Source organism: Janibacter sp. RAF52 (assembly GCF_052114035.1).
GTDB lineage: Bacteria > Actinomycetota > Actinomycetes > Actinomycetales > Dermatophilaceae > Janibacter > Janibacter hoylei.
In genome coordinates this window covers 101,623-115,822 of record NZ_JBFRDY010000001.1, presented here as the reverse complement: position 1 = coordinate 115,822, position 14,200 = coordinate 101,623, and the positions used below count along the sequence as shown (strand labels likewise).

The following is a 14,200-nucleotide window of genomic DNA, read 5'->3' as shown; positions in this document are numbered from 1 at the left end:
CCGCGGCTCCTCCCTTCGCCTCGTGGTGGCACGGGCGCCTCAGGCGCCGTCACAGGCGTCGATGACGGCCGCCAGCGCCCGCGCCACCGCCGCCGGCCCGAGCTCGCTGCCCCGACGATCGGTGACGTAGAAGGTGTCGAGGGTCTGCCCGGCAAAGGTCGAGATGTGTGCCGACCGCACGCTCAGCCCCTCCTCCGCGAGGACCTGCCCGAGGTCGTGCAGCAGTCCCGGCCGGTCCTGCGAGCGCACCTCGAGGACCGTGGCGCCGCTGCCGGCGCTCGGCAGGACGAAGGCCCGCGCTCCCCCGGCCGCACCGGCCGGGGCGTCCCCGCGCCGGCGTCGGGCGAGCGCCCCGAGCGCGGCGCGGTCCCCGGCCTCGAGCCGGGAGAGCCCCGAGGCCACCCGCACGGCCTCGGGTGGGTCCCCTCCCGGCGACTCGACGAACCACTCGTCGACGGCGATCCCGTCCACGGTGGCCAGTCGGGCCCGCCGGACCGTCATGCCGTGCGCCGCCAGCAGACCGGCCGTGTCGGCGAAGAGCCCGAGCCGGTCCCGGCAGTGGATCGTCAGGGCCCACCCGCCGGGCGCCCGCTCGACACGCACGTGCGGGCGTCCGGCGACGACGTCACCAAGCGCCTCGTCGTCGACCTCCGGCGCCGGCGCGAGCGGCGGGACCGGAGGCGTCTGGCCCGTGAGCCGCTCGCGCACGCGGCCGGTGAGCGTGTCGACGAGCCCCGCCCGCCAGTCGGTCCAGGCAGCCGGCCCGGCGGCCCGGGCGTCGGCGATGGTCAGCGCCCGCAGCAGCTCGAAGGTCTCCGCATCACCCTCGACGAGGTCGCACACGGCGCTCGCCGTGGCCGGGTCGGCCAGGTCGCGCCGGGTCGCGGTCTCGACGAGCGTCAGGTGCTCCCGCACGAGCAGCACGACCCGCTCGCGGTCGTCGTCGGGCACGCCCCACCGACGCAGCACGCGGTCGCTGATGTCGGCTCCCGTGCGCGAGTGGTCGCGGGCACCGGCGACCTTGCCGATGTCGTGGAGCAGGGCCGCGAGGAGCAGCAGGTCGGGGCGGGCGACGTCGCGCGCGAGGCTCGAGGCGCGGGCGACCGTCTCGAGCAGGTGCCGATCGACGGTGTGCCGGTGCACGGGGTTGTGCTGGGGCCGGCAGCGCACGTCGGCCCACTCCGGCAGCCAGCGCTCGATGATGCCGACCTGGTCGAGCCCCTCCCACACGGGCGGCAGCCCGGGGCCGGCAGCGAGGAGGTCGCCGAGCAGGTCGCGGACGTGCTGGTCCCACGGCAGGGAGGGCTCGGGGCAGGCAGCGAGGTTTGTCAGGGTCTGCGGCGCCAGCGGCAGACCGTGGCGAGCCGCCACGACCGCAGCACGAAGGGGGAGGCTCGGGTCGACCCCGACGAGCCGGGTCGACCCGAGCACCGCCTCGCCGTCGTGCTCGAAGAGGCCGTGGCCGAGGGGCTTCATGAGCGGGCGGCGCGGCCCGACGCGCAGGGTCCGCGCACGCTGGCTCTGGCCGGCCCGCCTCATCGTGGACTCCAGGGCCCACGCGATGGTGCGGGCCGAGGTCGAGACGCTCGTGAGCAGCTCGTCGGCGTCGGCGAGGCCGAGCAGTGCGGCCACGGCGTCGTGCTCCTCGCGCAGCAGCCGGTCACGGCCGCGACCGGTGACGACGTGCAGGGCATCACGCACGTCGAGCAGGTGGTGCAGGGCCGGCTCGACGGCCCCGTGGGGGCGGTCGGTGAGCCAGGCTCGAGTGAGGGCGTCGAGCACGGTGACGTCGCGCAGACCCCCGAAGGCCTCCTTGAGGTCGGGCTCGACCTGCTGACTCAGGTCACCGTGCCGGTGGTGACGGGCCCGCACCGACTCGACGAACTGCGGCAGCCGGGTGCGGGCCCCCGAGCGCCAGTCGTGGGAGACGGTGGAGCGGACCCCCGCGACGAGCTCCTCGTCGCCGGCGACAAGGGAGAGGTCGAGCAGGCCGACCGCCGCTGAGAGGTCCTCCCGGGCGACGCTGCGGCACTCGGCCGCGGAGCGGACCGAGTGGTCGAGCGCGAGCCCGGAGTCCCAGATCGGGTACCAGAGCCGGTCGGCCATGGCCGTGAGGTCGTCGGCGCGGATGCTGCGGCCGTCGTGGACGAGGACGAGGTCGAGGTCGCTGAGCGGGCCGGACCAGCCACGCCCCAGGGAGCCCACCGCGGCGAGCGCGATGCCGGGGCGCTCCCCCACGGCGTCGAGGTGGAGATCGGTCAGCCAGCTGCGGGTCGCCTCGCTGATCGCGGCGCGGCGGGTCTCGCCGGCACCCGGGAGCGTGAACTCCCGGGTGCCGGCGAGATCGAGCCGCGCGGATCGCATGTCGCTTCCGGTGCGGGTCATGGTGTCCGAGGCTCAGATCGCCTCGACTCCCTTCTCCCCGGTGCGCACGCGCACGACGTCGTCGATGGGGGTGACCCAGACCTTGCCGTCACCGATCCGACCGGTGCGGGCCGCCGAGACGACGACGCCGACGACGGACTCGGCGTCGATGTCCTCGACGAGGACCTCGAGGCGGATCTTCGGGACGAAGTCGACGGTGTACTCGGCCCCGCGGTAGACCTCGCTGTGGCCGCGCTGGCGGCCGTAGCCGCTCGCCTCGCTCACGGTCATGCCGGTGATGCCGAAGGACTCGAGGGCCTCCTTGACGTCGTCGATCTGGTGGGGCTTGATGATGGCGGTGACGAGCTTCATGCTCGGGCTCCTTCGATGGTCTCGTCCTGCTGGCGGGCGTGCGCGGCTGCGGTGGCGACACCGGCCCCGGCCGACCCGAGGCGACCACCGCGGGAGGCGAGGTCGTAGCCGGACTCGGCGTGCTCGGCGGAGTCGATACCGGACACCTCGTCCTCCTCGCTGATGCGCCAGCCCATCGTGCGCTTGAGGACGATGGCGATGACGTAGGTGAGGACCGCGGAGATCACGAGGCTCACGAGGGCGATGACGACCTGGACGACGGTCTGCTGGACGCCGCCGCCGTAGAGCAGCCCGCCGTCGGTGGCGAGCAGCCCGGCACCCACGGTGCCCCAGAGGCCGGCGACGAGGTGGACGCCGACGACGTCGAGCGAGTCGTCGTAGCCGAAGCGGTACTTCAGGCCGACGGCCAGGGCGGCGAGCGCACCGGCGACGGCGCCCAAGCCGAGCGACCCGACGGGTGAGAGGCTGCCGCAGGCGGGGGTGATGGCGACGAGGCCGGCGACGACACCGGAGGCGGCGCCGATCGAGGTGGCGTGCCCGTCACGCAGCTTTTCGACGAGCAGCCAGCCGAGGATCGCGGCGGCGGTGGCGGCCGTGGTGTTGACCCACACGAGGCTGGCCACACCGTCGGCGGCGAGCTCGGAGCCGGCGTTGAAGCCGAACCAGCCGAACCACAGCAGACCGGCGCCGATCATGACGAGCGGGACGTTGTGGGGGCGCATGGCGGTCTTGCCGAAGCCGAGTCGCTTGCCGACGACGAGGGCGAGGACGAGGCCGGCCATGCCCGCGTTGATGTGCACGACGGTGCCTCCGGCGAAGTCGATCGGAGCGACGGTCGCCGCGCCGTCGGCCGTGCCGAAGAGCCAGGCGGCGAAGCCGCGCTCTGCACCGGACAGCAGCCCGCCGCCCCACACCATGTGGGCGATCGGGAAGTAGACCAGCGTGAGCCACACCGGGACGAAGACCATCCAGGTGGAAAACTTCACGCGGTCTGCGATGGCCCCGCTGATGAGCGCGACGGTGATGATCGCGAAGGTCAGCTGGAAGCCGGCGAAGAGGACCTCGGGGATCCACACGTCGGCGCCGAAGACGTCGATGACGGGCATGCCGTCGGCGCCGACGGTCCCGGTCACCCCGTCGACGGTGCTCGCGACGCCGCGCAGACCGAACTTCTCGAATGGGTTGGCCAGGATGCCGCCGATGTCGGACCCGCCGAAGGACATCGAGTAGCCCCACAGGACGTAGACGACGCCCGCGGCGCCCATGGCACCGAAGCTCATCATCATCATGTTGAGGACGGACTTGGCGCGGGTCATGCCGCCGTAGAAGAGGGCCAGGCCGGGCGTCATCAGGAGCACGAGGGCTGCGCAGATGATCATGAAGGCGGTGGCCGACGTGTCGATCGCTGGTGGTGTCGCCGCGAGGGGCGCGATGGTTGGGCTCATGACGGCAAGAGTCCGCCGGTGCCGTTTCGTCAGCGGATGCCCCGTGTTACGTCGGTGTTTCCCTTGCGGCGCAGGCGTTACGACCCGGTGACACCACGCCCTCCGTCCCACGTGATGAGACGCCGGCCATGGCATACGGTGGGCGGGCACGCACTTCATGCCGGGGGGTCAGCTGCCTGCGTGCCTCTCGGTCACGACGAGCAGGAGCCTCGATGACCGCGCCGCCCCCGGGACCGGGACAGCACCCTCCGTACGGCCAGCAGCCCTACGGTCAGCAGCCGTACACCCCACCGCCGTCGAAGGGGGTCCCGGCCTGGGTCTGGGTCGTCTCGATCCCCGTCGTCATCGCGCTGCTCATCTGCCTGTGCGGCGGGGTCGGCTACGTCGCCATGCAGGGTGGCGACGAGACGAGCACCGGTGCACCGCCCCCCACCTCGGGCGAGTCGACCGGAGGCCCGACGAGTGATCCCACGAGCGAGCCGACGAGCACCTCGACGAGTGGCGAGCCGAGCACGAGCACGAGCACGAGCACGTGGACCTCGACGTCCACGTCGACCTCGACGTCGTATGGGTCGACGACCACGACACCGACGAGCGTGCCCAGCGCGAGCGTCCCGCCGCCGCCGGCGGGGACGCCCAACACCGACGCGTCCCTGACGATCTCGTCGGACGAGGTCGAGCGGCAGATCGCCCGGGGCATGAAGCAGGTGGGGCACAAGGTCTCCGACATCTCCTGCCCGTCGCGCCTCGTGCTCATCAAGGGCCGCACGACGACGTGCACGGCGCCCGTGCCCGGGACGAGCCGGCGCTCGGACGTCAAGGTCAAGGTGGCGTGGGCGGTCATGACCTCCTCGACGGACAGCCGGTACTACCTGACCTTCGAGCAGTCGCTGCGCTGACGCCCGACGCATGCACGAGGCCCCCGACCACCGTGGTGGTCGGGGGCCTCATCGCTCGGTCCGGAGTCAGCCGACGATCGCGTCGACGAAGGCCTCCGGCACGAAGGGGGCCAGGTCGTCCGGCCCCTCGCCGAGGCCGACGAGCTTGACCGGCACCCCGAGGGTGCGCTGGACGGCGACGACGATGCCGCCTTTGGCCGTGCCGTCGAGCTTGGTGAGCACGACACCGGTGATGTCGACCGCCTCGGCGAAGACCTTGGCCTGGGCCAGGCCGTTCTGCCCCGTCGTCGCGTCGAGGACGAGCAGCACCTCGTCGATGGGGGTCTGCTTCTCGATGACCCGCTTGACCTTGGACAGCTCGTCCATGAGGCCGACCTTGTTGTGCAGGCGCCCCGCGGTGTCGATGATCACGGCATCGACCTCGGCGTCCGCCGCGGCCTTGACCGCGTCGAAGGCGACGGCGGCCGGGTCGGCACCCTCGCGGTCGCTGCGGACCGTCGGGACACCGACGCGGGCCCCCCACGTCTCGAGCTGGTCGGCGGCCGCGGCGCGGAAGGTGTCGGCAGCACCGAGCAGGACGTCCCGGTCGTTGGCCACGAGCACTCGGGCGAGCTTGCCGACGGTCGTCGTCTTGCCCGTGCCGTTGACCCCGACGACGAGGATGCAGGCCGGGCGGTCGTCGACCCTGGAGGCGGCCAGGCCGCGGTCCATGCTCGGGTCGACGAGCTGGAGCAGGTCGTTGTAGAGCCAGTCCTTGGCGACCTCGGGGTCGGTCGTGCCGTCGACGGAGACGTGCTCGCGCAGCGAGTCGACGAGCTCGGTCGTGGGCTCCATGCCGAGGTCGGCGACGAGGAGGGTGTCCTCGACCTCCTCCCAGTCCTCCTCGGAGAGCTTGCCCTGGGAGAGCAGGGCGAGCAGCCCCTTGCCGATCGCGCCGTTGGAGCGCGCCAGGCGCGAGCGCAGGGCCCGCATCCGGTCGCGGGTGGGAGCGGGGGTGTCGACCGGCGCCTCGGCGGGCACCTCCGGCTCGACCGGGGACTCAGGCTCAGCCGGGGCGTCGGGCTGGGTCGGGGCCTCGGGCTCGGCGGGCGACTGCGGCTCGGTGGCGAGCGGCGGCACGGTGCGACCCCGGTCGGCCTCCTCGTCCGAGGGGACGGGGGTGAACTCGTCGTCCGCGGCCGGGGTCTTCGTCTCGGGGGCGGCAGTCTCCGGGGCGGCCGCCTCGGGGGCGGCGGGCTCCTCTGCCGGCGGGCTGGCTGGCTCGGGGTCCTCCCCCTTCGTCTCCTCCGGCGGGGCCTGCGGCTTGGCGTGGTCGCTCGGACGGTCGAGGACGATCGTGCCGCTGCGGTGGTCGGTGCTGCCCTTGGGGCGCTCCGGGGGGCGCCGCTCCGGCGGCAGCTCCTTGGTCCCACCGCGCCCGCCGCGCAGGAGTCCGATCGCCAGGCCCCCGAGCAGGAGCAGCAGGCCGACCGCGACGGCGATGTACTCAGTCAGTGTGTCGATACCCATCACCCGGCCATCTTCGCAGGCTACGCGGACCGCGCCGAACCCGTGGCGGCGTCACCGCTCTCGACCGCCGCCCGGAGGCACCCGCACCGAAGTTACCCGGAAGTCACGAGCGAAGGGAGGGCACGGCCACCTCGGCCGCCGGGTCCGCGGCGAGCTCCGCGGCCCACGCCACGAGCCCGGCGACGTCGATGCCGTGGGGCGCGATCGCCACGTAGCGCTCGATGGCCGCGGCGCCCCGCCTCGTCACGCTCGCCGCCCCACGCGCATTGCCGCGCCGCTGGTGGGTCAGGCCGACGGCGAGCTGCGCCAGACCCTGCCAGAGCGCACGCTCAGGGTCGGGCGCCGCCTTCCACTGCTCCTCGAGCACCTCGTGGGCGTGGAAGGGCATCTCGCGGTCGAGGTAGTCCTGGGCCAACGCGAGCGCCTCATCGGCGGTGCGCTCGCCGGGCGCGACCCGCTCGACCCCGGCGCTGCCGTAGGGCAGGGGCCGGCCGAGCCCGTCACGGGGCCGGGCGTTTTCGGCCCGACCCCGGGCGTCGCGGTCTCGGGGCATCAGAAGAGCGAGACCCGCTCTTGCGGGTCGAGCCACATCTCGTCACCCTCCTGCGTGCCGAAGGCGGTGTGGAAGGCGTCGATGTTGCGCACCGCATTGGCCCGCACGTCCTGGGGGCTGTGCGGGTCGATGGACAGCAGCCGCACCGCCTCCTCCCGCCGGGCGTCGCCGCACCAGACGCGAGCCCAGTTGCTGAAGAAGCGCTGCTCCCCCGTCAGTCCGTCGGCGTCGCTCTCGTACGCGGCGTCGCCCGCGGCGATGAGGTAGGCCGCGTGACCGATGGCCAGGCCACCGATGTCGCCGATGTTCTCGCCGACCGTCAGGGCGCCGTTGACCGTATGGCCCGGGGCATTGCGCGTCGAGTAGGAGTCAAACTGGCGCACGAGGGCGTCGCGCCGCTCCTCGAAGGCCGCGCGGTCCGCCTCGGTCCACCAGTCGCGCAGGTTGCCCTGACCGTCGAAGGTGGAGCCGGCGTCGTCGAAGCCGTGGCCGATCTCGTGGCCGATGACCGCACCGATGCCGCCGTAGTTGTCGGCGTCGTCACCCTCGGCGTCGAAGAAGGGCGGCTGGAGGATCGCGGCGGGGAAGACGATCTCGTTGAGCCCCGGGTTGTAGTAGGCATTGACCGTCTGCGGGGTGAGGAACCACTCGTCACGGTCAACCGGCCCGCCGAGCTTGGCGAGCGCCCGGTCGACCTCGAAGGCCGCGACCCGGCGCACATTGCCCACGAGGTCGTCCTCGCGGATCTCGAGGCTGGAGTAGTCACGCCAAGTGCTCGGGTGGCCCACCTTGGGGGTGAAGGCCTCGAGCTTGGCGACGGCCTCCGCCTTGGTCTCCTCGCTCATCCAGTCGGATGCGGCGAAGGACCGGCGGAAGGCCTCGACGAGGTTGTCGACGAGCTCGCCCATCCGCTCACGGGCAGCGGGCGGGAAGTGGCGGGCGACGTAGAGCTCGCCGACGGCCTCGCCGAGCGAGTCGTCGACGAGGGAGACGCCACGCTTCCAGCGGGCCCGCTGCTCGGGGATGCCCGAGAGGGTCCGCCCGACGAAGTCGAACTCCGCGGCGACGACGTCGGACCCGAGGTAGGCGGCGTGGGCCTGGACGATGCGCAGCCGCAGCCAGTCCTTCCACGTCTCGAGGTCAGTGGTGTCGAGCGTGAGCGAGAGCCCGCGCAGGAAGTCGGGCTGGCGCACGACGACCTCGGCGAAGGGGGACGACGCCCCGAGCCCGGAGGCCCAGGCACCCCAGTCGATGGCCGGGGCCAGCTCGGTGAGGGCAGCCGAGTCGAGGAGCGTGTACGTCCGGACGGGGTCGCGGTTGGCGACGCGGTCCCAGTGGTCACGGGCCAGCTCGGTCTCGAGGGCCACCACGCGCTCGGCGGTCTCGGCCGCCGCCTCGTCGCGACCGAGGACGAGACGCAGCAGGCGGGCGACGTGGGCCCGGTAGGCGCCGAGCGTCTCGGCGTGCTGCTCGTCGCGGTAGTACGACTCGTCGGGCAGGCCGAGCCCGCCCTGCTCGAGGTAGAGCACGTAGCGCGAGGAGTCCTTGTCGTCGGTGTTGACGAAGGGGAGGACGAAGCCGCTCACGCCGTCGCGCGCCAGACGCCCGGTGAGCGCCACGAAGTCGGGCGTGCTCGTCACGCCGTCCACAGCGTCGAGCAGGTCGGCGATCGGTGCGCTGCCCAGCTCGTCAGCCCGCTGCTCGTCGACGAAGGAGCGGTAGAGCGCCCCGACCTTGCCGGCGACGTCGTCCGGGGCCAGCTCACCGGCCTCGACCCGGTCGCTTACCTCCTCGATGAGGTCGCGCACGTCCTGCTCGGCACGCTCGCGCAGGACGTCGAAGGCCCCGTAGCGACCGCGGTCCGCCGGGATCTCCACCGTCTGCAGCCAGTGGTTGTTGACATGTCCGAAGAGGTCGTCCTGGGGTCGGACCGCAGGGTCGACGGGGCCGCGGAGGCCGGGGATGGTCTCGGAGGTGGAGCTCATGAGGCCTTTCGCTTGGAGGACGACGCGCTGGAGACCAGGCCGGAGGTGCGGGTCGCGGCACCGTCGGCGCTCTCGCGGACCTTGACGACGACCCGCTCGCCCCGGGCGGTGAGGATCTCGCGACCCTCGCGCCTCGCGGGGATGGCCACCAGGCCCATCACGGCGAAGGACAGGACAAGGCAGAGGATCAGCCCCACGATCATGGCGGTCATACCCCCATCGTCCCCCGTGACGACGGGCCGCTCAACTCGACCCGCCGCCCGGCACGGGCGTCATCGAGCGCCTGCGGGGCCTCAGGCCGGCTGGGCCTCGCCCGCCGGTGCGACGTCACGCAGGCGCTGGCTGACCACGGTCGTGATGCCGTCACCACGCATCGAGACGCCGTAGAGCGCGTCGGCGACCTCCATCGTCTTCTTCTGGTGGGTGATGACGATGAGCTGGCTGGAGTCGCGCAGCTCCTCGAAGAGCATGATGAGGCGGCCGAGGTTGGTGTCGTCGAGCGCCGCCTCGACCTCGTCCATGATGTAGAAGGGCGAGGGCCTGGCCTTGAAGATCGACACGAGCAGCGCGACAGCGACGAGCGAACGCTCACCACCGGAGAGCAGCGACAGGCGCTTGACCTTCTTGCCCGGAGGACGGGCCTCGACCTCGATGCCGGTGGTCAGCATGTTGCTCGGGTCGGTGAGGACCAGTCGCCCCTCGCCGCCGGGGAAGAGGCGGGAGAAGACCCCTTCGAACTGCTCGGCGGTGTCGGCGAAGGCCTCGGAGAAGACCTGCTCGACCCGCTCGTCGATCTCGGCGACGATCTCGAGCAGGTCCTTCTTGGACTGCCGCAGGTCCTCGAGCTGCGTCGTGAGGAAGGTGTGGCGCTCCTCGAGCGCCGCGAACTCCTCGAGCGCCAGCGGGTTGACCTTGCCGAGGGCCTTGAGGCCGCGCTCGGCGGTGCGCAGGCGCTTTTCCTGCACCTCGCGCACGTAGGGCTGCGGCTGCGGGAAGTCCTCGGACTCCGGGTCCTCGTCGGGACCGGCGACGTGGGGCACGAGCTGGTGCGGGCCGAACTCCTCCATGAGGACGTCGGGGTCGACTCCCAGCTCCTCGATGGCCTTGGCCTGCAGCTGCTCGATGCGGGCGATCTGCTGGGCGCGCGCGACCTCGTCGCGGTGCACCTCGTCGGTCAGCTCGCGCAGCGCGTCCTGCTGCTCGGTCAGCTCGGTGCGCAGCCCGCGCAGCGCCGCGTCGCGCTCGGCCCGGGCGGCCTCCCCCGCGTCGCGCTGCTGGCCGGCCACCGCCGCGGCGGCAGCGATCCGCTCCCCCGACCAGGTGGCGGCACTCTGCACGGCTGCCGCGACCTCGGCCTCGCGTCGGCGACGCTCGCGGCGGGCCCGCAGTCGCTCCCGGGCGGCGATCTCGTTGCGGGCGGCCCCCTCGAGCGACTCGGCCCGGCCGTGCAAGGAGCGGGCCCGCTCCTCCTTGGTGCGCAGAGCCAGACGCACCTCGGTCTCCGCGGTGCGCGCCGCGCTCGCCTCGAGCTCCAGACGCTCGCGGTCGTCGGTGTCGTCATCCGTCTCGTCGTCGGCCGGGGCCGCGGAGGCCTCCTCGAGGCGCTGCTCGAGCTCGGCGAGCTCGGCACGCTCGGACTCGAGCGCGGTCGTGACCTCGGTGATCTTGGCGCGGGTGCGCTCGGCCTCGCTGCGGGCGGTCCGGGTCGTCGTGCCCAGGCTGCCGAGCTGCTCGGCGACGGCCGCCATCCGGGCGTCGGACTCGTGCAGGGCCTCCATCGCGGCATCGCGCGCCTCGACGCACTCAGCGAGGGTGGCGCGGGCGCGGGTCAGGGCAAAGGCCGACTCCTCGCTGCGCCGGGTCGCGTCGTCGAGGCGGGTGCGGGTCTCGTCGACGGCGGCCTGCAGCTCGAGCAGGCTCGGTGCGGCGCTGGACCCGCCCCGCACGAAGCCCGGTCCGTAGACGTCACCCTCCTCGGTGACGGCGGTGACCTCGCCGACCCGCTCGAGGAGGACCAGCGCGGCGGGCGTGTCCGAGACGACGGCGACCCGCTCGAGGACCTGCTCGACTGCGGGGCGGATGTCGTCGGGGGCCTCGAGCACGTCGAGCGCCCAGACGGCGCCGTCCGGCAGGGTGGGCCAGCTGCTCCGGTCCGAAGGGCGTGCCGTTGCGCCGACGACGAGCGTCGCCCGACCGGCGTCATCGGTGCGCAGCTGCTCGACGGCGCGGGCCGCCGCCGCGACGCTGCCGACCGCGAGCGCATTGCCGGCCTGGTCCAGCGCCGCGGCGATGGCCGCCTCGTGCCCCCCACGGACCGTGACGAGCTCGGCGACCGAGCCGATGATCTCGTGCTCCCCGGACGCGGCCTCGCGCAGCGCCTCGACCCCGTCCTTGCGGCGCAGGCTGAGCTCGAGGGCCTCGAGGCGGGCCTGGGCGGACTGGCGGTCGCGGTCGGCCGTGCGCCCGGCCTCGACGATCTGCTCGACCTCCTGGGCAGCGGAGTCGTGGGCGGCGGCGGTGCGTTCGTAGGCCTCGTCGAGGCCCTCCTCGCTCCCCTCCTCGTCGGCGATGGTCCCCTCGAGCCGGGTGAACTCCCGCTCGGCCTCGTCCGCGCGGGCGAGTGCCGTCGAGACGATCTCCTCGAGGCGCCCGACCTCGGCCTCACGGGCCTCGATGCGCGACCGGCGAGCGCCGACCTGCCCGGCGAGGCGGGCCAGGCCCTCGCGCCGGTCCGCGGCCCGCTGGGCGAGGGCCGCGACGCGCTGCTGCTCGGCGGCGTGCGCCTGCTCCGCAGACTCGCGGGCGGCGACGGCTGCGGCGAGCTCCTCCCCCACGCGGGCGATGTCAGCGCGCAGCGTCTCCTCGTCGGCACGTGCCCTGGCCGCCTGCTCACGCAGAGCGTCCGGGTCGCGGCCGCTCGTCGTCTCGACCTCCTCGTCCTGGCCGAGCAGGCGCACCCGCTCGGCGGCGAGGGATGCGGTCGCGGCGAGGCGGTCGGTGAGCGTCGCCAGCCGGGTGGCGCGCTGCTGCGCGGCGACGAGCTCGGCAGCGGCGGCGGCCCCGGCCTCCTCGTGCTCGGTGATGCGGGTGCGGGCGGCGAGCACGGCCTGCTCGAGGGTCTTGCGCCGCTCGAGCATGGCCTCTTCGTCGGCGACCTCCTGCTGGAGGGCCGAGGTCATCCGCACGAGGTCGTCGGCGAGCAGGCGGTGACGAGCATCGCGGGCGTCGGCCTGGATGACCGCTGCCTTGCGGGCGGTCTCGGCCTGGCGGCCCAGCGGCCCGAGCTGGCGACGGATCTCGGTGGTCAGGTCCGCGACGCGCGAGAGGTTGGCCTCCATCCCCTCGAGTTTGCGGATCGCCTTTTCCTTGCGCTTGCGGTGCTTGAGGACGCCGGCGGCCTCCTCGATGAAGCCGCGGCGCTCCTCGGGGGTCGCCCGCAGGACGGCATCGAGCTGACCCTGCCCGACGATGACGTGCATCTCCCGGCCGATGCCGGAGTCGGAGAGCAGCTCCTGGATGTCGAGCAGCCGGCACGAGGTGCCGTTGATCGCGTACTCCGAGCCGCCGTTGCGAAACATCGTGCGGCTGATCGTCACCTCGGTGTAGTCGATCGGCAGCGCACCGTCGGTGTTGTCGATCGTCATCGTCACCTCGGCGCGGCCCAGCGGCGCCCGGCCGGCCGTCCCGGCGAAGATGACATCCTCCATCTTGCCGCCGCGCAGCGACTTGGCCCCCTGCTCGCCCATGACCCAGGCGAGGGCGTCGACGACATTGGACTTGCCCGACCCGTTGGGCCCGACGATGCACGTGATGCCCGGCTCCAGGCGCATGTGGGTCGCCGAGGCGAACGACTTGAAGCCCTTGAGGGTGAGGCTCTTGACGTACACGAGCGAGGCGCTCCTCGGGCCGGCGGCGGGATGAGTTCGGGCCACTCTACTTCCGGGCAGCCGGAGGCCGGGACGCTGCGCCCCCTTCGCTCAGGCGGTGAGGATGATCGGGTCGCCGTCGGTGATGGCGACCGTGTGCTCGCTGTGGGCACCACGCGAGCCGTCGACGCTGCGCAGGGTCCACCCGTCGGGGTCCGTGTAGATCTCGTCGGTCGTTGCGAGGAACCACGGCTCGATGGCGATGACCAGGCCCGGCCGCAGGGGCATGCCCCGGCCCGCCCGACCGTCGTTGGCGACGTGCGGGTCCCCGTGCATCTCGCGGCCGACACCGTGCCCGCCGAAGTCGGTGTTGATCGAGTAGCCCTCGCCGCGGGCGACGGCTGCGATCGCCGCACCGATGTCGCCGATCTTCTTGCCGGGGCGGGCGACCTCGATCGCCGCCGCGAGCGCTCGCTCGGTCGTGTCGATGAGCCGCAGGTCCTCGGGGTCGGGCGTACCGACGACGAAGGACCGGGCCGCGTCGCACACCCAGCCCTCGACCGACACGGCGAAGTCCACGGACAGCAGGTCACCGTCGCGCAGCCGGTAGTCGTGCGGCAGGCCGTGCAGGACGGCGTCGTTGACCGAGGTGCACAGGACCTTGCCGAAGGGGCTGGCCCCGAAGGAGGGGTGGTAGTCGATGTAGCACGAGGTCCCGCCGGCGGCGCGGATCATGTCGTGCGCGATCGCATCGAGCTCGAGGAGGTTGGTGCCGACCTCGGCGACCTCGGTGAGGCGCTGCAGCACGTCTCGCACGAGCCGCCCGGCGGGGCGCATCTGCTCGATCTCGCGGGGGGTCTTCAGCTCGATCATGCGATCAGTCCTCGTCCGGGCCGGCCTGCTGGCTGGCGATCTGCTCGTGGTGGTGGATGACCTCGGCGATGACGAAGTTCAAGAACTTCTCCGCGAAGACCGGGTCGAGGCCGGCCGTGTCGGCGAGGTCGCGCAGTCGCGCGATCTGGCGCTCCTCGCGCGCCGGGTCGGCGGGCGGCAGGTCCATGCGCGCCTTGAGCACCCCGACGCTCTGCGTCGCCTTGAACCGCTCGGCGAGCAGGTGGATCAGCGCCGCGTCGATGTTGTCGATGGACTGACGCAGTCGCAGCAGCTCGGGGGGTGTCTCGCTCACCCGGTCAAGGCTAGGTCACGT

At 73.0% G+C, this 14,200-nt stretch carries 11 protein-coding genes; 1 reads left to right on the top strand and 10 read right to left on the bottom strand.

The features are described from left to right. Positions 1-39 precede the first annotated feature (39 nt). From AB4Y78_RS00530 to AB4Y78_RS00520, 3 genes are read right to left on the bottom strand one after another with little or no spacing between them, the layout of a single operon-like run. Positions 40-2,385, bottom strand: a complete 2,346-nt coding sequence (locus AB4Y78_RS00530) for a [protein-PII] uridylyltransferase (RefSeq protein WP_306511813.1) — start codon at positions 2,383-2,385, stop codon at positions 40-42. Between the two features lie 12 nt (positions 2,386-2,397). Continuing rightward, entirely contained in the window at positions 2,398-2,736 is a 339-nt protein-coding gene (locus tag AB4Y78_RS00525) for a P-II family nitrogen regulator (RefSeq protein ID WP_007927419.1), read from the bottom strand. Continuing rightward, positions 2,733-4,181 carry an ammonium transporter gene (locus AB4Y78_RS00520; RefSeq protein ID WP_259909096.1) on the bottom strand — a complete coding sequence of 483 codons (1,449 nt, stop codon included), beginning with the start codon at positions 4,179-4,181 and terminating at the stop codon, positions 2,733-2,735. Before AB4Y78_RS00520 ends, AB4Y78_RS00525 begins: the two co-directional genes overlap by 4 nt. A 212-nt stretch (positions 4,182-4,393) precedes the next feature. On the opposite strand from AB4Y78_RS00520, the gene AB4Y78_RS00515 reads away from it, so the two are divergent. Continuing rightward, the gene (locus AB4Y78_RS00515) at positions 4,394-5,080 is read left to right on the top strand and encodes a DUF4333 domain-containing protein (protein ID WP_306511811.1); all 687 of its coding nucleotides are present in this window, start codon (positions 4,394-4,396) and stop codon (positions 5,078-5,080) included. Positions 5,081-5,146: 66 nt separating this feature from the next. Here the strand turns inward: AB4Y78_RS00515 and ftsY are convergent, their stop codons facing one another. From ftsY to AB4Y78_RS00480, 7 genes are all read right to left on the bottom strand, one after another. Then, positions 5,147-6,589, bottom strand: coding sequence for a signal recognition particle-docking protein FtsY (gene ftsY, locus AB4Y78_RS00510; protein ID WP_265231453.1), 1,443 nt, complete (start codon positions 6,587-6,589; stop codon positions 5,147-5,149). Between the two features lie 103 nt (positions 6,590-6,692). After that, positions 6,693-7,142, bottom strand: coding sequence for a DUF309 domain-containing protein (locus AB4Y78_RS00505; protein WP_259911739.1), 450 nt, complete (start codon positions 7,140-7,142; stop codon positions 6,693-6,695). Beyond that, positions 7,142-9,127: a M13 family metallopeptidase gene (locus AB4Y78_RS00500; protein ID WP_259911741.1), complete on the bottom strand. Its 1,986-nt coding sequence runs from the start codon at positions 9,125-9,127 to the stop codon at positions 7,142-7,144. The genes AB4Y78_RS00505 and AB4Y78_RS00500 overlap by 1 nt, the downstream gene beginning before the upstream one ends. Further along, positions 9,124-9,339 carry a hypothetical protein gene (locus tag AB4Y78_RS00495; RefSeq protein ID WP_007927408.1) on the bottom strand — a complete coding sequence of 72 codons (216 nt, stop codon included), beginning with the start codon at positions 9,337-9,339 and terminating at the stop codon, positions 9,124-9,126. The genes AB4Y78_RS00500 and AB4Y78_RS00495 overlap by 4 nt, the downstream gene beginning before the upstream one ends. Before the next feature lie 81 nt (positions 9,340-9,420). Then, positions 9,421-13,014 carry a chromosome segregation protein SMC gene (smc, locus tag AB4Y78_RS00490; RefSeq protein ID WP_306511807.1) on the bottom strand — a complete coding sequence of 1,198 codons (3,594 nt, stop codon included), beginning with the start codon at positions 13,012-13,014 and terminating at the stop codon, positions 9,421-9,423. Between the two features lie 90 nt (positions 13,015-13,104). After that, positions 13,105-13,866, bottom strand: a complete 762-nt coding sequence (map, locus tag AB4Y78_RS00485; protein WP_007927831.1) for a type I methionyl aminopeptidase — start codon at positions 13,864-13,866, stop codon at positions 13,105-13,107. 4 nt (positions 13,867-13,870) lie between these two features. Further along, positions 13,871-14,179 (bottom strand): chorismate mutase, encoded by a 309-nt coding sequence (locus AB4Y78_RS00480; RefSeq protein ID WP_128277439.1) that lies wholly within the window; start codon positions 14,177-14,179, stop codon positions 13,871-13,873. Between the last annotated feature and the right edge of the window lie 21 nt (positions 14,180-14,200).